Below are 21,170 nucleotides of genomic sequence, written 5' to 3'. Positions count from 1 at the left end.
TCTGCCCTAGATTTGGGTCAATGGCACCGACTATCACCCCGCCAGGGAAAACTTAAGGGAAAATCTAGGAGAACTCCACCTTTGGACAACGGCGATGGCAGGCAAGTTTTTTGAGAAACCTGGCCCAGAATTGGCGGATCGGGTGCCCCCTGGGCAAAACTTGGCCAAGGGGTTTCCGGTGCTTACCTATGGGGAAACGCCGGAGATTCGCTGGGCCGATTGGCGGCTGACCCTCTCTGGCCTCGTTCAGCCCAAAACCTTCACCTGGGATGATCTGATGGCCCTGCCCCAGAGCGACTTCACCACCGATTTCCACTGCGTAACCACCTGGTCGAAGCTGGATGTGTCGTGGACGGGGGTGAAAATCACGGATTTGATGGCCACCGTTGAGCTAGATCCCCAGGCGGTTCACGTCATGCTGCATTGCTACGGCGGCTACACCACCAACCTAGATTTGGCGGACTTTCTGCGGCCTGAGAACTTCCTAGCCCACACCCTCAATGGAGAACCGCTGCCCGCCGAACGGGGTGGCCCGGTGCGGGTGGTGGTGCCCCATCTCTATGCCTGGAAAAGCGCCAAATGGATTAGCAACCTAGACTTTTTGGCCCAACCAGAACCGGGCTTTTGGGAACGCCACGGCTACCACATGCGCGGCAATCCCTGGGCTACAGAACGTTACAGTGATCGATAAAATACCAATGCGGAAACCAATACATTGGTATCCAGAACTGCACGCAAAACTTGGGTCATAATGGAGTGGTAGAACCCTGGCGAGCCCAAGTTAAATAGCCAGGAAGCTAGGGCTTAGCCTGGGCCTTGCTGGCGGCGATGCGGTCATCTAGGGCTTTGCCTTGGGCGTAGGCACGCTGCACGGCGGGGCGGCTTTGCATGGCCTCAAACCAGCGTTTAACGTGGGGGAAATCCTCTAGGTTTTGCTGGTGCTTGCGGTGGGGCACAATCCAGGGATAGGCGGCCATATCGGCAATGGAATAGTCTCCGGCGATGTACTCGTTTGTTTGTAGTTGGGTATTCAGGACGCCGTAGAGACGGGCGGTTTCGGTGACGTAGCGGTTTATGGCGTAGGGAATTTTCTCTGGGGCGGCGAGGGCAAAGTGGCTATTTTGGCCCAGCATTGGCCCCAGGCCACCCATCTGCCAAAATAACCATTCCATCACCTTCAGGCGAGGCCGAAAATCTTGGGGGAGAAAGCGTCCGGTCTTTTCGGCCAGGTAGAGCAAAATGGCCCCCGACTCAAAGACGCTGAGGGGTGCGCCGCCATCGGTGGGTTCGTTATCCACAATGGCGGGAATGCGGTTATTGGGCGCAATTTTGAGAAAGTCTGGGTCAAACTGATCCCCGGTGCCAATATCGATGGGATGGATGGTGTAGGGCAGTTCGGCCTCTTCCAGGAAAATGGTGATTTTGTGACCGTTGGGGGTCGTCCAGTAGTACAGATCAATCATAGAGATACCTCACTCAAACAGGGCCGCAAATTAGCATAGCGCTACTCTCCCCCGCCTAGGAGACCACCGATCATCCCGCCCTCGCCCTATCCCCTCGTCGAACCATAGCGAGCCACCGCGTAATGGTGGGCCTCCAGTTCTTCGGTATCCGCCAAGGGCGGCAGGGTGAGGGTGGGATCTTGGTATTTGCGGCGCAGGGCGAGGCCGATCAGGTAATCGGCAAAGTGAGGATTTTTGGGCAGTAGGGAGCCGTGCATGTAGCTGCCGAAGACGTTTTTGTAGCGGGCTCCTTCGTACTCAGCGGCGGCATTGTTGCCAAATCCGGCTACGGTTTTCGCTAAGGGTTCCACCCCTTCCCCCAAAAAGGTTTGGCCAGAGTGGTTTTCAAAGCCAACTAGGGTTTTGGGGATGATCTGGGATTTGCCAGCTTGGGACTCGGCGTAAAGGCTTTGGATTTCCTCGTACATGGCGTCAGGAATTTCCGCCACCAGGTTGCCAATGCAGCGCTGTTTGACCTCAGTGCCAGGAGCCTTGGTGGTGACGTTGATAATGCCCAGACCGGGCGTTTCCTGGCCGTTGCCCATCAAAAAGGTGTTGCCCATTAGTTGGTAGCCGCCGCACACGCCCAAAAACACCACCCCCGCCTCGGTATCCGCCTGGATGGTGTCGGCCTTGAGTTGGTGAAAGTCTTCCACCACGGCCACTTGGTCGTTATCCTGGCCACCGCCCATAAAATACAGGTCGGTCTCTCCCGGTCGGGAGACTTCGCCCATGGATAGGGATTTCACAGTGCAATCAATTCCCCGCCACTGGCAGCGCCGCCGCAGCACAATCAAGTTCCCCGTGTCGCCATAGAGGTTGAGGTGGTCGGGGTAGAGGTGGGTGAGGGTGAGGGTGAGGGAGTCGGGCATGGGGAGTGAGGAGTGGGGAGTCGAGAGGGGTGAGGTGCACTCGCCTCACTGAACAGTGAAACTCAACAGCAATAGGTAGTCTATGGCATATCACGGCGATTGCATTGTATCAGGGGGCAGACTAAAGCAATTAGGCCATCCTGAAAGGGCCAATTCAAGGTTGAAGTGCATCACCTGCTCAAACTCGCTGCTCATTGTTTCACCCTGCCCGGACTGCTGACCCAATCCCCCTAGACCTTCGTTAAATTCCTGGGATGGCTACACGTAGGCGATATCAAGAGGCTGAAGTTAGCCCTACCTTCCCTCAGATCCCCAAGATCAAGCGGGATGAATTTTTAGCGATGGCTAGACAGGATGAAGTAGAGACCGAGCCGAGCCTGCGGGCATTACGGCAGGACTGATGGCTCCACCGTCGTTTAAATCTAAGGCTCCAAAATCTAGGAATTCAGCAGGCATGACCCTGCCTATTCCAGCCGCTCTAGCAGGTGATCGCCCACCCGTAGGGCGTTGGCGATTACCGTTAGACATGGCCCAACGCTGGGAATGGAGGGGAAAAAGCTGCTATCGACCACATAGAGGTTATCAAGATCGTGGGTGCGGCAGTTGAGATCCAGCACCGAGGTGGCAGGATCGGTGCCCATTTTGCAGGTACCGCACTGGTTGGCCACGACGGGCAGGGGCACTTCGCCACGGGGATGCATTCCGGCGCGGGAAAAGAGGTGGCTGTCTTTTTCAATGGCTTTTAGCACATCCAACCAGCGATAAACGAGGCGGTCGTGGGCTTCGGCGTTGTTGGGTTCAAAGGTGAGGTAGAGTTTGCCCTTTTTCACCTCCACTCGATTTTTGGGGTCGGGCAATACCTCGGTCATGACCCACCAGGCAATGGAACGGGTGGCCAGTTGTTTGAGGCCAAAGTTCGGCATAAATTTACTAATCAGCGACAGTACCGGGGGCGATTCGGCAAAGATGGCATCTTGCAGCACGCCACCCATGTTTTGAATGTGACCCATGGGGTAGTGGAACTGGTTGTCGCCCCAGTAGTAGTCGTTGATGCCGACGGAGCGAGGAAACGTGCCGGAGTGGGCATGGGTGGTGATTTCGACGATGGAACTCATCCGCATTTTCATCAGGTTGCGGCCTACCTGGTCGGAACGATTGGCCAAGCCTTGGGGGTGTTTATCGTTGGCAGATTGCAGCAGGATTGCCGCCGAATTGATGGCTCCACAGGCCAGCACCACAATGTCGGCGAAAAATAGGTGGGGCTGTCCCGCCATCTCCGCCTGCACCGCTTTCACCGCCGTCCCCGATGGATTGGTATGCAACCCCGTCACCCTGGCGTTGGTTTTGAGGGTCACATTGTCAAAATCTAGGGCTGGGGCCACGCCAAACACTTCGGCATCACCCGTCGGATCGTCCTCCCGCAACGAGAGGGACATGGGCAGGGAGTAGGGGCGGCAACCCTGCTTAGTGATGCCCTCCACCATGGGCTGCATAGTCTCGTTGTGGGGAACGGCGGCAAAGGGAAAGTCGCCGCTGCGGTTGGGTTCGGTGGGGTCGGCCCCGGCTTGGCCATGGACTTGGTACAGCGCCTCGGCCTCGGTGTAGTAGGGTTCAAAATCACCGTATTTCAAACCCCACTCCGGGGAAATGCCGTCCTGGTGGGCCACGGTTTCAAAATCCTTCTCCCGCATCCGTTGCAGGGCCGCCCCGTAGATCTTGGTATTGCCGCCAATGGCGTACTTCGTTTGGGGCGTGAAAGGCTCTCCGGCCTCGTCATACCACTGTTCGGGGGCGTGGTAGCGCTGCTTTTGAAAAATATCCACATCGCTGATGTTCTGTTCCGCTAGGGGCATCGCCTCCCCCCGTTCCAACAGCAGAATTCGCTTACCCGATGGGGCCAACTTGCGGGCCAGAGTTCCCCCTCCGGCCCCGGTGCCGATGATGATTACGTCATAGTGGAGATCGTCGATAATCATAGGGGAGTTCCTCACGGCAAGTCGCTAGGTAGCCACAAGGAGAACAGCCCCATCGCTCGGCTACCCCTAACAATCTACTGACTATTCCCTCGTTTCTCTGTCTTTTTCCTTTCAATTACAGAATCTCAGATCAGGCGAGTCGTCATTATCCGCCCTGCCGCCCTGCCCCATAGGCCATCCCAGAGAGCGACAGGCCTTTACGCAATGCTCCTGAAGCCATTGATAACCTAAAACGATGATCGTTCAGTGTTCGGCATCGAGTAGGACACCGCAGCGAGATTTACGCTTAGCAACGCCTTGGCGGGGTGGGCCTTGGGTTGTGGCTGTTCGGATCCATACAGGCCGTGCCGTTGCTCATCCATCTGGGGTTGATGGCAGACATCGGCAACTGATGCCTAGACCCTGGACGTTCTAAAATGAGGACGGTTCAGGCTGGCATTCGGTGGAATACCCGGTTGCAGGAAAAAGCTACTGTAGAATTAATCCGCGACTTCCTTATCCGCGCCTTCATCCGCCGACACGGTCTGCTTAACCATGCCAACTCCCATCCCCGCTGGAACCACCTTGCAAAATCGTTACCGCGTGCTGCAACCCTTGGGGCAGGGCGGGTTTGGCCGCACCTATCTGGCGGAAGACCTAGGCCGCTTTAACGAGCGTTGCGCCATTAAGGAATTTCAGCCCCAGTCGGAAAACGACATGACCGAGAAGTCGCTCCAGTTGTTTCAGCGGGAGGCGGCGATTCTCTACGGCATTAGTCACCCTCAAATTCCCAAGTTTCAGGCCATTTTTGAGGAGGATCAGCGGCTTTTTTTGGTGCAAGACTACATCGATGGCACCACCTATCGGGATTTATTAAACCAGCGCCTCGGCCAGGGGATGACCTTCTCGGAGGCCGAAATTCGCCAGTTTTTGCAGAATATGCTGCCCGTGTTGGCCCATATTCACAGCAAGGGCATCATCCATCGGGACATCAGCCCCGACAACGTCATGCAGCGCCCCAGTGACCAACTGCCGATTTTGATCGACTTTGGGGTGGTGAAGGAGGTCTTCACCCGCATTCAGATGACTGGCCCCCCCACCCACGCCACCTCCGTGGGCAAGTTGGGCTATGCCCCCAGCGAACAGATTCAGTCGGGGCGGGCCTACCCCAGCAGCGACCTCTATGCCCTGGCGGTGACGGCGATTGTGCTGCTGACTGGGAAGGAACCCCAGACGTTGTTCGACGATGTGAACCTGACCTGGAACTGGCAAGCCTACGCCAATGTCAGCCCTGGATTGGCCCAGGTGCTCAATCGCGCCATCAACTATCGACCGGGGGATCGCTATCAATCGGTGAGCGAAATGGCCCAGGCGCTAGGGGCCGCTGGCGGTCTTGCCCAACCCACCGCCCAGCGTCCGGCCCCACTCCCCTCCCAAGTAAAAACGGTGGCCGTGGGACGACAATATCAGCCCACCCAAGTGGTGCCGGGGCCACGGGCCTATCCCCCTGCGACCCCCACCCAAGCCTTTGAAACCTCGGAATCGATTTGGGAAAATCCTTGGGCGGTGGCCCTAATTGGGGCGGTTCTCGCGTTAATGGCGGGGCTGGGCGGCTGGTTGGTGGTGAGCTTGCTCAACCGCTCCCCCCAGAATGGCGGCAACTCGGTACCGGAAATCACCATTGACCCCGGTTTGCCCGCCCCGATTCCTCCCACGGTGACCCCTACTGTCACCCCCACGCCGGAGGAACGTCCGGTGGAGTATAACCAAACCCTGCGCCTTGGCCCCGGCCAAAGTCGTACGGTTTCTGGGTCGCTACGCAGCAACGAAACCATCAACTACACCTTTGAGGGCGAGACAGGGCAGACACTGACGGCCCGGATTCGTGGTGAAGGTGTGCTGTTGACGGTGCTGAATCCCCAGGGCAACCCCGTGGACAGTACCGCCGAGCGCGTTCAAAGCTGGCAGGGCACCCTCGCGACCAGTGGTCGCTACACGATTCAGCTTCGGCCTGTGCAAGGGCTGAGCCAAAGCAATTACGATCTAGAGGCCAGTCTGAGCGAGGTGTCGGAGCCCACCCCGGAACCGACCCCAGAGCCCACCCCAGAACCCACCCCAGAACCCACCCCAGGGCCGACTCCAGAACCCACGCCCACCCCGGAACCGACTCCGGAGCCCACCCCAACCGAAGAGCCCAATGTGACCGAGCAACGGGTCCAAATTCCCGCAGGGCAAACCAGCACCCAGGTGTCGGGCCAGGTGAATGAGCGTCGCGTTCGTCGCTATGTGATTAACGTCCAGGCGGGGCAGGTGATGGGCCTTGATCTCCCTAGGGTGAGCGGCCCTGTGACCCTAGACGTGCGTGACCCGAGCGGGGCAATCATTCCCGATGCGGCTAGCGTGCTGTCTTGGCAGGGGGCACTGTCCATATCGGGGGACTATCGGGTGGATGTGAAGTCGGCCCGACCCGCTGAATATACCCTGCGAATTTCGGTGAACTAGCCTGGGTGTTGATCCCCCCTAGCCCCTCTTGGGAAGGGAACTGGAGTCACCGTTCCCCTTTTTAAGGGGGATTTAGGGGAATCTCCTGACCGAGATCGATCAAGGGAGGCTGATTGGCGGACTGTTGCCACACCCCGGTGCTGGGGGCCAGGGAAATCAGGTCTTCGATGTTTTGAACCATCGTTTGGCAGATGGCGTCTAGGGGCAGATCGTTGGGATCATGGCCAAAGGGGTTTTCAATCTCAATGCCGATGGCCTCAATGCCAAACACAGCAAAGCTAATCAGCCCCACCAAAAAGGGAGTGCCCCACCCCACGGAAGCCACCATTTGAAAGGGCAGCGCCAAGCAATACAGCATCAACAACTGCTTCAGGTGAATGGAATAGGCCATCGGCATGGGTGTTTTAAGAATCCGCTCACAGCCGCCGAGGGTTGACACCAAGCCATCCAGCCCCTCCAGGCATGCGGTCAGTTGGTAAGGATGGAGCTTGTGCTGGGCCTGCTGGGTTTGCAGATAGTCGGCCACCCAAAAGGCAATTTCCAGGGGCGGGTTGTTCATTTGCTCGAGTTTGGTAAACTGCGCCGCCGAGACCAGGGTAGCGAGTTCTGCATTGGGGGCTTGGCCACGCAGGTGTAGCTTGAGGGCCACGGCAAAGGCGGGCAGCAATCGAATGGCGTTTACCTTGGCGTCGTGGTCGGCGGGGTATTTTTCCTGGATGGCCACCCACATTTGGCGGGCTAGGTTGCGGGTCAGGTTCACCACGTTGCCCCACAGCTTGCGTCCCTCCCAAAATCGTTCGTAGGACGTATTGGTGCGAAACACCAGCAGCAAACCTAGCACCAGACTCGGAACCAGGGATCCCAAAATCGGGGACGACACCGTCCACCCCCGCCGATGCAAGGCGTAAATTAGCAGGGCAAACAAGGCGCAGAACAGGGTGCGCGGCAACACCGCTGGAATGACCGACCCCTTTAGGCTAAAGAGATCGCGAAACCAGGCCCGCTCCTTGCGGTATGGCTTTGGGTTGCTGGACGACTTAACCATCACCTGGCCCTCCACGGCATCGCCAAGCCACCCCGGCACGTTGATCTACCATCGATCTCACAACATTGATGTCACACAAAAGTGTAATACGAAAGCCTCAAGCGCCTGGGGTAACCCCAGACAGGAATCTAACGACCCAGGATGAAGGGTGCGAACACCCCGAAAGCAGCTTAAGATTGAAAGGCAAATTTTGACGATAACGACTTTCCAACGGCGTCTGTGGTTTCTCCCGTAGCTCCTCCCCCCAACACACTCTCCCCCGCTCCGGTGGTCTCTAGGCCACGGCATCGGGCGGGCCTCGTTCGAGGGTTCTCTCCCCAGCAAGCCTACCTATGGGGGCTGGGCCTCGGCAGTTTTGCCCTGGGCCTGGTGAATGGAGCCTTGGTGATCTCCACAGGCATCGGGGTGCTGGCCTATCGGCAACTGGCCCAGTTGTCCCCTGCCCAGCAGCAAGCCCTACGACAACGGCTTCAGTCCGCCGTACCCCTGCCCCGAACCCTCGGTCAGCAGGCGCTGGTGCTCAGCCTCATGTTGGGAGCCAGCACCTACACCGTCACCGCCCTCTGGCAGAGCACCCACTCCCTGCTGATGGCCCTGGTGTTGACCGGGCAAACGGCCCTCACCTTCTTTGTGGTGGTGGCCCTGCTGCGTTCCCCCGCTGACAAAACCGCCGACCCTCACCCCACCAAACGGGCCGATGGTCGATCTACCCCAAACGGCGTGGCCACCACGCCACCACCTACCGCCCAAACCCTAGAGGTTGCGGCCCAGCCAGCCACCGCTCCAGCCAGCCAGCCCCCTATCACCGAGGCCGAGCGTTTTGAGCAAGCCCTCGCCCACCTCACCCAGGCCGATCCCCTCCAGCGTCTCATCGCTGTGCGCCAACTGGTGCGCCTAGTGAACCAAGCCCCCAGCGATGCCTATATTGCTACATCCGAGGTCTCGATCCAGACCCACTTGATCGATTGTTTCCATCTCATGCTGGCCCACGAGCCAGAACCTATCGTGCGTTCCGCCGTGCGCGAAGGGCTGGCCCTTCTACGTCAGCCACCCCCCCAAGATCGTCAACTCCCCGCCGGAGCCAAGCCCCTGCCCGACCTTGCCCCATCGCCAGAGTTAGCAGCTTTGGAGCCCAACCCTTGGTTTGCCCCCGCCGCTGACTCGCCCGCCCCAGCATCCCCTCCCTCGGTAGCGGCGACCTCGCCTGCCTACCCTCCCTCCCCCCGGCGCACCGTTGAATACGTTGAATATCTAGACATTTGAGGCATTTCCTATGGATCGGTTTACGGTTGAGGTCATTTCCCAAACCCCCAACCCCCAGCAGACCATGTATGCGGCTATGCATCAGGACTATGCCGAGGGGTTTGTGAATCACGAACGGGAAAAATGGCCCAGCGAAGAACGCTGCGGCGAAATTTTAGTCACCAATCTCCTCAAGGGCGGACGCGGCCACTACGGCCCCCTAGAGCATCCCCAAATTGTCTTCAATGTCGGCTGGTTTCCCCACAGCACCATGCAACAAATCCGCACCCATCGGGTCGGGGTGAGCTTCGATGTTCAGTGTCTCGCTGGAGATACGGAGGTCACCTTTGTTCACGCCTCAGGCAGCCTCCGAAAACTTAAAATTGCCGATCTCTACGATCTCTGGACGAACGGAGAGAACGCTACACGAGATCGCAAGATTCGAGGTCGCCGGGGAGAGGCACCAGGCACCTATCGCCGCGACTGCAAAACTCGCCTAAAAAAAATGGCCCTGCGGGTGCTTAACGAAGAAACTGGAAATTTTGAAATGGGTCGTCTTCACGATGTCATGTGTAGCGGTGAGCAACCCGTTTATCGACTCACTCTAGCCGATGGTAAGACCCTAGACTGCACCACCAATCACCGTCTTTACACAGCCAAGGGCTGGCAACGCATGGGAGATGCCATTGGTTTAATAACAACCGCTGATCACCATGTTTTAGCTATCACAAAAGACTGCGAATTGATGACTAACGGAGTCGTGAGACCCGACGCCCTCTACAGTCAAAAAAACTGGTTAAAAGCCCAGATCGATCAAGGGCTAACGGCCCACCAAATTGCGGCGCAGTGTGGTTGCTCTGCCGACGTTATTCGTCACTGGGCGAAGCAATTTCACCTCCAGTTGCCCTCAGGGCGGCGACGTGGCCCCAAGACCATCGTAGGCAATGGCCTATACCGTGATAAAAGCTGGCTGCAAGATCAACTGGATCAAGGGCTGCATGTCGATGAAATGGCCGCTTTGGCTGGTTGCTCCATTGAGACCGTAAAAAAATGGGTCTATGCCCATAGCCTCACCCTCAATAAGCGCCCACCAGGCACCGATTCTCCCTGGAATAGAAGCATCAAGGGCTACAAGCTCAACCTTTCGCCGGAAAGCCTAGAACAGCGGCGTGCCAACGCCAAAGCCTTTACCAAACGGGGTGCCGATTCCAACTTTTGGAAAGGTGGCACCGCCACGGAACGCGAACAAATTGGTGCTTGGACACGCCAGATTGCCCCCCAGGTACACGCCAAGTTTAACTACATTTGCCAACGCTGTGGTGATTCGGGCGGAAATCTCCATGCCCACCACCTAGTGCCCGTCTTTGCCGAACAGTCCTTAGCCTACGAGTTTGAGAATCTGGTTTCTCTCTGCCAGAGCTGTCATGAACATATTCATCACAATCACCAAGAATTAGAGTTCGCCCAACAGTTTCAACCCATTACAGAACCTAACCTCTGGGCTGCTAAGTCAAAGCCCGTGGGCCGCAAGCTTAAGGCTCATCCCGTAAAGGTTGTAGCGGTTGAGTATCTGGGTATCCAAACCACCTACGATTTGGAAGTTGAAGGCCCGTGGCACAATTTTGTGGCCAATGGCGTTGTGGTGCACAATTCCTTCCGCTATACCGGACAACGCATTTTGGATGTGGTAGACGGCAAACGCGAGATTGAAGAGGTCTTTTATCTGCGGCCCCTAGGGTTTTATGGGGATCGCCAGGGCAATAAGTATGAATACACTGCCGAGGCCCGCCAGCAGGATTTGGACTGGTGTTTAGAAGCCAGCCGCCGCTATAAGAAACGTATCGAGCAAGGCTTTGCGGAAGAACATGCCAGGGGGCTGATTCCCTTTGATATTCGTCAGCATTGGGTCATGTCAGCCAATGTGCGCTCGGTGATGCATCTCCTCGATCTGCGCTGGAAAGCCGATGCCCAACTAGAGGCCCAAAAGCTCTGTGAAGAAATTTGGCCCCACTTCCAGACTTGGGTTCCGGCCATTGCCGCCTGGTATGAGGAAAACCGTCTCAAAAAGGCCAAGCTGTCTCCCTAGCGTAGGTAGGCCGACAGGTGGAGGCTGAAGCCAGAAAAGCCGCCAAGGGCGTGTTATCCCATGGGCTAGGGGGTGCATTGCTCCAGGCTAGTGCCGCCTTGCCTTGGCGCGATGCCCCCTATGGTTTTTGGATAGTGAAGCTTAGCTCTCCGCTGGGGGGTCTGCGGGGGCGTCAGGGGTGGCCGCTTCAGGGGTGGAATCTTCAGCAGGAGCCTCAGGTTCGGCCTCAGCCGCGACCTCTTCTACGATGGGTTCTTCCACCACTTCGGCCTTGGGCTTGGGGCGGGGGCCACGCATCAGGGCCGGGGGCACAGCGGGTTTGCGTTCTTCTTCCCGACCTCGACCACCGCGACGACCTTTACCACCCCGACGTTCGCCACGTTCGCCACGCTCACCACCTTCGCTACGTTCGCTGCTGCCCGTGGTGATAATTTTTTTCTTGGGTTTATCGGGGGAAGGGTTGGGGGTATCGGCCATGATATCTCTCTTGATCGCAACCCGCCGATCTTATCGTGAATTGGCTGATCACGGCTGGGTAAGGACTAGGGGGTGGAGTTGGCGCTGGATGCGGCCTCGATGATCCCCGTCTGGGGGCTAGGAGTTCAGGACTTTGGCTAGGGGCTAGGAGATGGGGACTTTTCGAGAACGAAAAAGTAGTGGTAGGGATGTAAAGGGTCTTGGAATTCTCGTTGGATGTGTAACCCCGTGGCCCGCAGGGAGGCTTGGATACGGTTGAGAGGATAGTCCTTGAGGCCGATTTCCCAGTGGTGCTCATCAGGAAGGGTGGGGGTATGACTCCAGAAGTGGGGGATTTGTAGAAACAGGTTGCGAGGGCGACCAGGGCTCAGCATCGTGTTGAGGTGGAGGTTGAAGTACCAGCTCGCATAGGGTAGGGAAATGACGATGTACCGCCTAGTGGACTGGACTAAGCGTTGAACAGCCCGTTCAAACTGGTCGTAGGGAATGTGTTCTAGGACTTGAAACAGGACAATTACGTCGTAACGATCAGTCTCTAAGCTGAAGGGCTGGGTCAAATCTAGAACGATGTCGGGATTTAAATCCGGATCATTGTCAGCGGTGGTGACTTGGTATCCTTGCCGACGCAAAATTTCCGTCAATAGGGACTGGAAAATCCCAATTTCTAAGATGTCGTGAATTGGGTGTTTCAACGCCCTTAACAGCCGTTGTTGGTTATAAAAACTAATCATCCGGTTCTTATTGACGTACTCAAAAGAGCTGGATTGATTGTTTTTAGATAAGCGAGTATATACCGTTTGGGTGGGGGCAACCATGGCGGATGAGTGGGTAAGGTGAGCTTAGGGAAACCGTGGGGGGTCAAATTTTGGATCATGGTCAAGAACATCTTTGATCCAGGCTTCTTCAATCCAGGTTTTGCATACCACGGCTAGGGGGAGAGCCAGGATCAGCCCCAGGGGGCCGAGGAAGGTGGTGAAGAAAATCTGGGCAACGAGGGTGGCGGCGGGGAGTAGGGAGACCTGCTTTTGCATGGTCATGGGGGTGAACCAATAGCTTTCGACGTTTTGGATCACGATGTAGAGTACCAGCACCGCTAGGGCTTTGCTGGGGGATTGTAGCAGCGCCACAAAGATGGGGAAAATGGCGCTGAGGGTTGGCCCCAGATTGGGGATGAAGTTGAAGGTGCCCGCTAGGATGGCGTGGGCAAAGGCGTAGGGCACGCCCAGAATAACCAGTCCCACAAAACTGAGGGTGCCCACAAACATGGAACTCAGGGCTACGCCCCCCAACCAGGATATTAGGGCTGTTTCACACTGGGTCAAGATGTCATCGGCCCGCTTGCGGTAGCTGGAGGGAAACAGCCGCAGCAGAAGGTTTCGGTAGGCCGGAGGGTTGGACAACATCATGAGGGTGAGAACGATCAGCAGCAACAGTTGCAGCAGAATCGCCAGGGAACTGGAGAAGAAGGATAGAAAGTTCCCAAAAACTGTGGTGCTGATGTTGGTGACCTGGCGGATCAGTTCGCTGAAGTCGGGAATGAGCCGGATATCTTGGGCGGGGAACCAATCGGGGGGATTGGCTTTAAAGTCGTCAAACCAACCCACGAGAATTGCAAAACCCTTGGGGGTGAGTTCGAGTAATTCCTGAAACTGGCTGGCAAATAGGGGAAATACTAGGCCCAAAAAGATGAAGCCCCCCAGGGCCACCAAGGCCGAAGTGACTAGCAGCGCCCGATTTCGGGGCCAACCATAGGTGCGCACAAACAGCCGCGTCAGGCCATTCAGGGCCGTGACTAGCACTACAGCGGCAAACATTAGCAGCACAATCTGCCGAAACCGCCAGAGGACGTATAGGGTTATCCCCAGTAAGGCTAAATTAATCCAATCGGTTAGCTTCACCCGCGTTGCCTACCCACCCAGTCTTTGCTTACCGCCCTCGTGGCCGATCTAAACTCAAGCTCACTGTCACCCTGTTGAGTGCTATTAGACCATTCAATGCCGTTAGATGCCACTCGCGCCTACACTTCCCTAAGGCTCAGATTGTGATCCCTTTCCTGAGGTTGCCCTAAGGAGGGTTCAAAAACCGTATCGCGGCTGACAGCCTGCCATCGTGGGCTGATATGCTGAAGGTCTACGCTCAAAGTCTACTATACGCATTCTGAAGCCATGGCGTCCTCCCCTCCGACTTCCCTTCGGGAACAGCAGCACCCCATGATTCGGGACTTGGCCAACCGCATGGAAGCGGTGTGGCAGGAGTATCTGGATCTGTCTCCCTACGCGCTGCCGGAGGATTTGGGCTATGTGGAGGGCAAGCTAGAGGGCGAACGGCTGACTATCGAAAACCATGGCTACCAAGCGCCTCAATTCCGCAAGCTACACCTAGAATTGGCGCGAGTTGGCAATACCCTAGACATTCTCCACTGTGTGATGTTCCCCAATCCACAGTACGGTCTGCCCCTGTTTGGCTGTGATCTGGTGGGAGGCCGAGGCCAAATCAGCGCCGCCATTGTGGATTTGTCACCCGTGGCGGAAACCCTGCCCCCCGCCTACGATGCGGCTCTTACCGCCCTGGCTCCACCACCCTTTGCCCAGGAGCGCGGTCTGCCGGAATGGGGCACGATTTTTTCCCCCCACTGCCGATTCATTCGCCCCACCAGCCCCGCCGAGGAAGCCGCCTTTGTGCAGTTGATTGTGGACTACCTCACCCTGCATTGTCAGCAAGCCGTAGCCACAGAACCTACCCCAGAGGTCGCCGCCGTCATTTTGGCTGGACAACAGCGCTATTGCACCCAACAACAACAAAACGACAAAACTCGCCGCGTCCTCGAAAAAGCCTTTGGCGATGCCTGGGCTGAACGGTACATGACCACCGTTTTATTTGATGTACCAACCCTTGCCTAACCTCCATCCTTGTCTAAAATAAAGGCTTTCCGTTCTGTGCCCCAAGAACCGAGTCAGCATTGCGAAGCCCCCGGCCCCCATCAACTCTGCCATTCTCTACCCCAACATCATTGCCATGGCTGTTAGCACCCCTCCCTCTCCCAACCTCCACCAGCACCTCCGCGATAGCCTAGATGGTCTACCCACAGCCCCTCGTATCGGGCGGCTGATCGTCTTTACGGGGCCAAGCGGCGTGGGCAAAGGGACTCTGCTGCGGGCGCTTCGGGATCGCTACCCTAGCCTAAGGCTCTCGATTTCGGCCACCACCCGCCAACCCCGTCCCGGAGAGGTAGACGGCAAAGACTACTACTTTGTTAGCTGCGAGCAATTTCAAACCATGGTGAAAAACGGCGAACTGCTAGAGTGGGCGGAGTTTGCAGGCAATTTCTATGGCACCCCCAAGGCCGCTGTGCAGCGCCACCTCGAGGAGGGCGAATGGCTGATTCTAGAAATTGAGCTAGAGGGTGCTCGTCAGGTCCGAGACACCTTCCCCCAAGCGCTTCAATTGTTTGTGTTGCCCCCGTCGCTGGATGAACTGGAGCAGCGTATTCGCCAGCGAGGCAAGGATTCTGAGGAAGCCATCGTGCGCCGCATGGCCCGTGCTCAGGTGGAAATTGACGCCGCCCCAGAGTTCGATGTCCAGATCGTCAACGACGACCTAGAAATTGCGTTGCAGCAGTTGGAAGGGGCTATTTTTGACGCTGTCGATGCCTAGATCGCGACTGACGATCACAGGAACTCAAGATCAACGCAACAGGGTAACGCTGATCTGATCCCGAATTGTCCACCTTCAGGTCGATTGCCCTAACGCCTAATCCGAAGTTGTCGCCTCGGAGGCTGCGGTCACACCATGGGGGGGAATGCCCTCCAGTACCACTAGGGCTTCGCCTACCTCCTTCACGAGGGGGGCGGCGGTAGTCCCCCCGTAGGCGTCGTCACCCTTGGGTTCGTCGATGATGGCCATGATCACGTAGCGGGGGTTATCTACGGGTAGGACTCCCACAAAACTGGTGATGCGGCCTGGGCCATACCCCCCACCGGGCAGGGCTTTTTGGGCCGTTCCGGTTTTACCGCCAATGCGATAGCCAGGGATTTGGGCCGCTTTCCCGGTGCCCGTAGCCACAACAGCCTCCAGCATGGGCATCAGGGCTTGGGTGGTACGTTCTGAGAATATCTGCTTAGGCTGAGGACGCGGCGGTTGCCATAGCGAGGTCCCGTCCTCGGCGATCAGACCACGGACAACATGGGGGGTCACCAATCGTCCGCCATTCATGGTCGCCGCCTGAAGCTGCATCATTTTAATGGGCGTCATGGAAAACCCTTGCCCAAAGGAGGTGGTAGCGGGTTCAACGCGGCTGCGGATAAATTGTTCCTCGTCCTTCATTTGGCCCATGGCCTCGTTGGGGAGGTCAATGCCAGAGGGTTGATCCATACCCAATTTCTTCAGCCATTGCAGATAATCCTGGGGTGTCAGCTTTTGCATAATGCGAATCATGCCGACATTGCTAGAGTATTTCATCACATCGGTGATGGAAATAGTGCCTCGCCCCCCGGACGTGGCGTAGTCGCTGTTGCGAATCGTCCAACGCCCAAACTGAATTTGACCACTATCGTTCACCATTTCGTCGGGCTGAAGCACACCCGCCTCTAGGGCAATGGCCACGTTGATGGGCTTGAAGGTAGACCCTGGCTCGTAGAGGTCGCTAATGGCCCAGTTACGAAACGCTGCCATATCGGCCCGGAAGTACTCGTTAGGGTTGTAGGTGGGGGCCACGGCCATGGCCAGCATAGCCCCGGTATCTACATCCATGACCATAATGGCCCCGCCCTTAGCGGATCGCTGGGCCACCATGGCCTCTAGGGCATTTTGGGCCACCCGCTGAAGACGACTGTCTAGGGTAAGATGCAAACTGGCCTGATGATTCTGTCCTTGCACCAGGGCCATAGCCGGATCGCGTTGATCCCGTTCCGGCAGCAGCAGTTGTTTTTCTTGACCAATTTCTATTCCCGCCTGGGCTGCGCCATCCAGGTTAACAAAACCCACCACGGGCGCAAAGAGCCCTTCCTGGGGATAAAACCGCTGCTGTTGGGGCACCAGTTCCACCCCGTTCAGCCTCAGTTGGCGAATGCGATCAGCGGTTTCAGCGGAAAGACCATCAACCACCCGAATGCCCGTCGGCTGGTTGCCCCACTGATCCACCAATTCAGCGGCGGGTTTTTCCAACAGTGGGCTAAGGGCTGTGGCCACTTCATCGGGAGTCTGGCTAAACAACTGGGGATGGCTGTAAAGGGTATACACAATGCGATCCATCGCCAGTAGATTGCCCTGACGATCCACGATGGGGTAGCGCAGGGGGTGGGGCTGCTGGGGCCGTACTCGCTGCTGAGCCGCCATTTGGCCGAGGCTCTCTCCCCGCATGAGTTGTAGCCACACTAGCCGTCCGGTCAGCAGGGCCACCATGGCCATCAGCAGCGCCCACACCATCACCAAGCGGCGGCGGGTATCGCTTACCGTTTGAGCCACGGGTCTTCGGGCCAACTGCCCCGTCCGTTGAAGGCCAGGGCGACGCTGATCCAGAGAACGCGACCGAGTTCGCCGAGGACGACGGGGACGGGTGGGAGAGGAAAAGGAGCTAGCCATGGGAAAACAGAGCAGCGAAGGGGCAAGGGTGCGGGGCTGAGGAAATCCATATTGCCCAACCGCCACCACGGAATCAAGCCCTCGGCCACACCCAAGGGCACAAGCATCAATACCCTAGGGGACGGTCAGCGCGAAAGCTAGCGCCTGCGGAAGAATCGGCAGGAGTTTGGGCCGGACGCTGGGGGGCGGGTTGCAGAAAAATCACCTGGTCGGGCTTGGGGGGCTGAAGGCCCGTGGCAGGATCTTCGGCCTGTTGAGCCATGTGGCGGGTCAAAATGGCGCTGGAGGTTGTGAGTTGTTGCTCACTGCGCTGAAGCTGGCTGAGGCGGCGGGTGGCTTGATCCAGTTGGCGATCCACATAGACGGAGGTGCCGTAACCCACCAGGGTCAGACTCACCAGGGAGGCCGCCAGCACCGAAGACACCAGATGAATCTGGGTCAAGGTACGCCGCAGGGGGCTAGAGGCCGGAGCCACAGGCAGGGATTTCACCGCCCCAGCCTTGAGAGGCCGCAACACCCCCACCGTAGCCGTGGGCCGTGCCGCAAACCGCCGGGGTTGAGCCTGGGTTACCGAGGTGGGCACGGGCTGGGGAACGTAGGACTTCAGCGCAGCAGACATAAACAACCCACACCACAGAAAATAACTGAGGTTAGGATACTGCATTCTTTGAAAACTGGGCTATGGTTCGCTAAAAACCCCCGCCTTAGCGGCTCTCAGTCCATCATCAAAGCCCAGCCTGATCCAAATGGGATCCGACTGGGCTGGAAATTAGGGCGTTACTGTTTTATATGAGCCGTTGCTTACCTAGGACTTCCGACCCTGTTTTTCTGCGAGATGGATCCCCCCTAGCCCCCCTTGTGAAGGGGAGAACCGGAGTCAACGTCGCCCTTCTGAAGGGAGAATCCGGAGTCAAAGTCTCAGTTAATAAGGGGAACCCGAAGTCAAAGTCCCCCTTATTAAGGGGGATTTAGGGGGATCTCCAAGGCCGCTAGGGATAGGGCTGCATCGCCTAGAGCTTGGTGCCGCACTGGGAGCAGAAGTGGCTCTCCTGGGCGTTCTCATGGCCACACTGACCACAGGTTAGGTTGGTAGCGACGGCATCCGCAGCCACCTCTGGCAAACCGATCATCTGGTGGTTGCCCTTGCCGGGAGCCACCATGGGATAGCAGTTTTCGTCGCGGCGCACATGGACATCCATCAGCACGGGGCCGTCGTGGGCCAGCATGGTAGCCACGGCTTCGCTCAGTTGGTTGCGGTCGTGGACGACGATGCCCTTGATGCCGTAGGCACGGGCCAGCAGTTCAAAGTCGGGCATCCCCACTTCCATATTAGAGGAGGAGTAGCGCTCGCCGTGGAAGGCCTGCTGCCACTGGCGCACCATCCCCTGCCAGCCGTTGTTCACAATCACGGTCTTCACGGGAATGTGGTACTGGGCCAGGGTGCCGAGTTCTTGCAGGTTCATCTGGAAGCTAGCGTCGCCGCTGATGCAGATCACCGTTTCATCAGGCAGCGCCACCTGTACACCCATGGCCGCTGGCATGCCAAAGCCCATGGTACCCAATCCGGCGCTAGACACCCACTGGCGGGGGCCGTTCTTAAGGAACTGCGCCGCCCACATCTGGTGTTGGCCCACATCGGTGGTGTAGTAGGCGTGGGGCGCTTGACGGCAAAGCTCCGTAATCACTTCCTGGGGAGACAGGATGTCGGGATAGGTGGGCACCACCAGGGGATAGTCTTGCCGCCAGCGGTTGATGCGCTCCCGCCAAGCCACGGTTTGGTTGGGGGGAGGCAGTTGGTCTTCGGCTTCCAGGCGCTCCAGCAGATCCGTCAACACCTGCTTCACATCGCCCACGATGGGCACCTGGGGCGTGCGGTTTTTGCCCACTTCGGCGGGGTCAATATCAATGTGAATCACCTGGGCGCGGGAGGCAAACTCGTCCAGCTTGCCCGTTACCCGGTCGTCAAAGCGGGCACCCACGGCGATCAGGAGGTCGCACTCGCTGACGGCAAAGTTGGCGTAGGCGGTGCCGTGCATCCCCAACATGCCCACCGATAGGGGATGATGCTCGTCGAAGGCCCCCTTGCCCATCAGGGTGGTGGTGACGGGGATTTGGAAATATTCCGCCAGCTTGGCAATTTCCGCATGGGCACCCGCCGTAATTGCCCCACCACCCACGTAGAGCAGGGGCCGCTCACTCTGGCGCAGCAGACGGATGGCAGGGTTGATCTGGCGAGGGTTGCCCTTCACGGTGGGCTTATATCCCGTGAGGTTCACCCGACCCGGCTCTACGGGAATGTAGTCAAATTCCTCCAGGCCCACATCCTTAGGAATATCGACCAGAACGGGGCCAGGGCGCCCGGTGCGGGCGATGTAGAAGGCTTCGGCCACCATTTGGGCAATCTGCTGAGGCGACCGCGCTACGTAGGAATGCTTCACGATGGGCAGGGTAATGCCGTAGATATCCGTTTCCTGGAAGGCATCGCTACCGATGGCGTGGCGCGGCACCTGACCCGTAATCACCACCAAAGGAATCGAGTCCATCTGGGCGGTGGCAATGCCCGTCACCAGGTTGGTGGCCCCAGGCCCAGAGGTGCCAAAACACACACCCACCTGCCCCGTAGCGCGGGCATAGCCATCGGCGGCGTGGGCAGCCCCTTGCTCGTGGCGCACTAGAATGTGGGAAATGTCCCCAGCGGCCTCGGCCCGGTAGAGTTCATCGTAGATGGGCAGAATCGCCCCACCGGGATAGCCAAAAATATGCTTGACCCCGTGGCGTTTTAGGCTGTCAATCAGGGCAAAGGCCCCGGAAGCACGGCGAACAAGAACTTCACTTTGGGACGCGACAGGGGTAGTCATGGCGGCGATGAGTCGGGGATGTAGGGTAGGGAATCAGTGCAGAAATTATCGAATCAAAATGTGATCTGAGTAACATTTTGTTTTGGCAGTCCTCCAATTCTAGCAGTAGTCCCTAAGCTGTTCGCCCGATTGTCAACGGATCTTTAGTTGAGAAAAGTGAATCCCTAAGCCCACCTTGAGTCTATAGTGTGTGGGGTTTAAGGACAGGCATCACTGGGTTTTGGAGTCGGTCGGCACCGTAGCTCTCCCCAGGGCAGCGATGCCTTGCTTCCCCCTTTCTGAAAAATATCCAACGGAATTTCATCCCCCGAAAAAACCTGGCCTATGCTATACCCAGGCCCGATCAAACCCCGTCGCGTTCCCTAGGGCACCCCTCGCCGCTGCCCGTCCCTGCGGGTTTGGCCCACGCACCCAACGCAGAAGGAGGCCGTTTGAGTTTGCAGCCACCCAAGATCGTCCACCTCAACCTGCTCGATACCGACTACGCCAAAATTGTGGCCGGAGAACCTATCCCCGACCACAAAAAACAGCGCCTCGCCCAGGAAAGCTACGACTTCGACAAACTCGGCCAGCACATCGCCCGCTATCGCCACGGGGGGCTAGACCAGCAAAGCCAGGATGACGTGCTTTGCACCATCGCCACCACCGCCGGACTGTTTACCCTCGCCGACGTGGAAGACATCAACGACCGCCTGCGCTACACGGGCCGCTTTTACCTCACCCCCAGCGAACGGCAACAAGTGATCAACTGGCTGCTAGACGAATTAGGCATTGACCTAACCTCAGCCACCACCTAGAAAACCCCACTACCACTAGAGCGCGGTGCGGTGTGATTGACAGCAGGAATTAGGTCGCCGCTGACTGAGCGAGTGGTTGAGCTTCGTGCTGGATAACCCCGATAGGAGGGGTGTTATCCTTCAAATGTGCTGGATAATACCCTCAATTACCATGCTTAACCCTCAAATCTGCTGGATAACACCCCAAAACCACGGTGTTATCCAGCAAAAATGATTATTAATTCCTTAAGATTCGGGTATTATCCCGTAGATCT

The 21,170-nt window shown here is 57.5% G+C and carries 17 protein-coding genes; 7 read left to right on the top strand and 10 right to left on the bottom strand.

Annotated elements, in window-relative coordinates; genetic code table 11:
• The first annotated feature begins 94 nt into the window (after window positions 1–94).
• Window positions 95–691 carry a sulfite oxidase-like oxidoreductase gene (locus H6G62_RS16485; RefSeq protein WP_190497085.1) on the top strand — a complete coding sequence of 199 codons (597 nt, stop codon included), beginning with the start codon at window positions 95–97 and terminating at the stop codon, window positions 689–691.
• Between the two features lie 106 nt (window positions 692–797).
• Here H6G62_RS16485 and H6G62_RS16480 read toward each other — a convergent pair whose 3' ends face one another.
• The 3 genes from H6G62_RS16480 to H6G62_RS16470 form a co-directional block, all read right to left on the bottom strand.
• The gene (locus tag H6G62_RS16480) at window positions 798–1,463 is read right to left on the bottom strand and encodes a glutathione binding-like protein (protein ID WP_190497083.1); all 666 of its coding nucleotides are present in this window, start codon (window positions 1,461–1,463) and stop codon (window positions 798–800) included.
• Window positions 1,464–1,549: 86 nt separating this feature from the next.
• A complete protein-coding gene (locus tag H6G62_RS16475; protein WP_190497081.1) occupies window positions 1,550–2,374 on the bottom strand; it encodes a glutamine amidotransferase in 825 nt (274 codons plus the stop codon).
• Window positions 2,375–2,838: 464 nt separating this feature from the next.
• A complete protein-coding gene (locus tag H6G62_RS16470) occupies window positions 2,839–4,350 on the bottom strand; it encodes a GMC family oxidoreductase (protein WP_190497078.1) in 1,512 nt (503 codons plus the stop codon).
• 534 nt (window positions 4,351–4,884) lie between these two features.
• Between H6G62_RS16470 and H6G62_RS16465 the strand changes: the two genes are divergently transcribed.
• Window positions 4,885–6,831 (top strand): serine/threonine-protein kinase, encoded by a 1,947-nt coding sequence (locus tag H6G62_RS16465; RefSeq protein ID WP_190497076.1) that lies wholly within the window; start codon window positions 4,885–4,887, stop codon window positions 6,829–6,831.
• Between the two features lie 61 nt (window positions 6,832–6,892).
• Here the strand turns inward: H6G62_RS16465 and H6G62_RS16460 are convergent, their stop codons facing one another.
• The gene (locus H6G62_RS16460; RefSeq protein WP_190497074.1) at window positions 6,893–7,876 is read right to left on the bottom strand and encodes a bestrophin family ion channel; all 984 of its coding nucleotides are present in this window, start codon (window positions 7,874–7,876) and stop codon (window positions 6,893–6,895) included.
• 219 nt (window positions 7,877–8,095) lie between these two features.
• Between H6G62_RS16460 and H6G62_RS16455 the strand changes: the two genes are divergently transcribed.
• Entirely contained in the window at window positions 8,096–9,139 is a 1,044-nt protein-coding gene (locus H6G62_RS16455; protein WP_190497107.1) for a hypothetical protein, read from the top strand.
• 10 nt (window positions 9,140–9,149) lie between these two features.
• Window positions 9,150–11,204, top strand: coding sequence for an FAD-dependent thymidylate synthase (gene thyX / locus H6G62_RS16450; protein ID WP_190497073.1), 2,055 nt, complete (start codon window positions 9,150–9,152; stop codon window positions 11,202–11,204).
• Between the two features lie 141 nt (window positions 11,205–11,345).
• Here the strand turns inward: thyX and H6G62_RS16445 are convergent, their stop codons facing one another.
• From H6G62_RS16445 to H6G62_RS16435, 3 genes are all read right to left on the bottom strand, one after another.
• The gene (locus tag H6G62_RS16445; RefSeq protein ID WP_190497071.1) at window positions 11,346–11,681 is read right to left on the bottom strand and encodes a hypothetical protein; all 336 of its coding nucleotides are present in this window, start codon (window positions 11,679–11,681) and stop codon (window positions 11,346–11,348) included.
• Between the two features lie 137 nt (window positions 11,682–11,818).
• The gene (locus tag H6G62_RS16440; RefSeq protein ID WP_199325052.1) at window positions 11,819–12,412 is read right to left on the bottom strand and encodes a methyltransferase domain-containing protein; all 594 of its coding nucleotides are present in this window, start codon (window positions 12,410–12,412) and stop codon (window positions 11,819–11,821) included.
• 108 nt (window positions 12,413–12,520) lie between these two features.
• Window positions 12,521–13,579: an AI-2E family transporter gene (locus H6G62_RS16435; RefSeq protein ID WP_190497067.1), complete on the bottom strand. Its 1,059-nt coding sequence runs from the start codon at window positions 13,577–13,579 to the stop codon at window positions 12,521–12,523.
• A gap of 267 nt (window positions 13,580–13,846) precedes the next feature.
• Between H6G62_RS16435 and H6G62_RS16430 the strand changes: the two genes are divergently transcribed.
• Both H6G62_RS16430 and gmk read left to right on the top strand, forming a co-directional pair.
• The gene (locus H6G62_RS16430) at window positions 13,847–14,581 is read left to right on the top strand and encodes a phycocyanobilin:ferredoxin oxidoreductase (RefSeq protein ID WP_190497064.1); all 735 of its coding nucleotides are present in this window, start codon (window positions 13,847–13,849) and stop codon (window positions 14,579–14,581) included.
• Window positions 14,582–14,696: 115 nt separating this feature from the next.
• The gene (gmk, locus tag H6G62_RS16425; RefSeq protein WP_190497062.1) at window positions 14,697–15,335 is read left to right on the top strand and encodes a guanylate kinase; all 639 of its coding nucleotides are present in this window, start codon (window positions 14,697–14,699) and stop codon (window positions 15,333–15,335) included.
• A gap of 96 nt (window positions 15,336–15,431) precedes the next feature.
• On the opposite strand, the gene H6G62_RS16420 is transcribed toward gmk, so the two are convergent.
• The 3 genes from H6G62_RS16420 to ilvB form a co-directional block, all read right to left on the bottom strand.
• Window positions 15,432–17,261 carry a penicillin-binding protein 2 gene (locus tag H6G62_RS16420; RefSeq protein ID WP_190497060.1) on the bottom strand — a complete coding sequence of 610 codons (1,830 nt, stop codon included), beginning with the start codon at window positions 17,259–17,261 and terminating at the stop codon, window positions 15,432–15,434.
• 106 nt (window positions 17,262–17,367) lie between these two features.
• Window positions 17,368–17,880: a hypothetical protein gene (locus tag H6G62_RS16415; RefSeq protein ID WP_190497058.1), complete on the bottom strand. Its 513-nt coding sequence runs from the start codon at window positions 17,878–17,880 to the stop codon at window positions 17,368–17,370.
• Window positions 17,881–18,271: 391 nt separating this feature from the next.
• Window positions 18,272–20,119 carry a biosynthetic-type acetolactate synthase large subunit gene (gene ilvB, locus H6G62_RS16410; protein ID WP_190497056.1) on the bottom strand — a complete coding sequence of 616 codons (1,848 nt, stop codon included), beginning with the start codon at window positions 20,117–20,119 and terminating at the stop codon, window positions 18,272–18,274.
• Between the two features lie 431 nt (window positions 20,120–20,550).
• On the opposite strand from ilvB, the gene H6G62_RS16405 reads away from it, so the two are divergent.
• A complete protein-coding gene (locus H6G62_RS16405; RefSeq protein ID WP_199325050.1) occupies window positions 20,551–20,916 on the top strand; it encodes a hypothetical protein in 366 nt (121 codons plus the stop codon).
• The last annotated feature ends 254 nt before the right edge of the window (window positions 20,917–21,170 follow it).

The organism is Phormidium sp. FACHB-1136 (assembly GCF_014697375.1).
Taxonomy (GTDB): domain Bacteria; phylum Cyanobacteriota; class Cyanobacteriia; order Phormidesmidales; family Phormidesmidaceae; genus Nodosilinea.
The sequence above is the reverse complement of the archived record's forward strand: the minus strand, read 5'-3'. Positions and strand labels throughout refer to the sequence as shown.

What these genes read in the sequence shown, in the direction of transcription:
- H6G62_RS16485 (WP_190497085.1), top strand. Translation starts at nt 95, where the DNA reads ATGGCAGGCAAGTTTTTTGAGAAACCTGGCCCAGAATTGGCGGATCGG.
- H6G62_RS16480 (WP_190497083.1), bottom strand. Translation starts at nt 1,463, where the DNA reads ATGATTGATCTGTACTACTGGACGACCCCCAACGGTCACAAAATCACC.
- H6G62_RS16475 (WP_190497081.1), bottom strand. Translation starts at nt 2,374, where the DNA reads ATGCCCGACTCCCTCACCCTCACCCTCACCCACCTCTACCCCGACCAC.
- H6G62_RS16470 (WP_190497078.1), bottom strand. Translation starts at nt 4,350, where the DNA reads ATGATTATCGACGATCTCCACTATGACGTAATCATCATCGGCACCGGG.
- H6G62_RS16465 (WP_190497076.1), top strand. Translation starts at nt 4,885, where the DNA reads ATGCCAACTCCCATCCCCGCTGGAACCACCTTGCAAAATCGTTACCGC.
- H6G62_RS16460 (WP_190497074.1), bottom strand. Translation starts at nt 7,876, where the DNA reads ATGGTTAAGTCGTCCAGCAACCCAAAGCCATACCGCAAGGAGCGGGCC.
- thyX (WP_190497073.1), top strand. Translation starts at nt 9,150, where the DNA reads ATGGATCGGTTTACGGTTGAGGTCATTTCCCAAACCCCCAACCCCCAG.
- H6G62_RS16445 (WP_190497071.1), bottom strand. Translation starts at nt 11,681, where the DNA reads ATGGCCGATACCCCCAACCCTTCCCCCGATAAACCCAAGAAAAAAATT.
- H6G62_RS16440 (WP_199325052.1), bottom strand. Translation starts at nt 12,412, where the DNA reads ATGATTAGTTTTTATAACCAACAACGGCTGTTAAGGGCGTTGAAACAC.
- H6G62_RS16430 (WP_190497064.1), top strand. Translation starts at nt 13,847, where the DNA reads ATGGCGTCCTCCCCTCCGACTTCCCTTCGGGAACAGCAGCACCCCATG.
- gmk (WP_190497062.1), top strand. Translation starts at nt 14,697, where the DNA reads ATGGCTGTTAGCACCCCTCCCTCTCCCAACCTCCACCAGCACCTCCGC.
- H6G62_RS16420 (WP_190497060.1), bottom strand. Translation starts at nt 17,261, where the DNA reads ATGGCTAGCTCCTTTTCCTCTCCCACCCGTCCCCGTCGTCCTCGGCGA.
- H6G62_RS16415 (WP_190497058.1), bottom strand. Translation starts at nt 17,880, where the DNA reads ATGTCTGCTGCGCTGAAGTCCTACGTTCCCCAGCCCGTGCCCACCTCG.
- ilvB (WP_190497056.1), bottom strand. Translation starts at nt 20,119, where the DNA reads ATGACTACCCCTGTCGCGTCCCAAAGTGAAGTTCTTGTTCGCCGTGCT.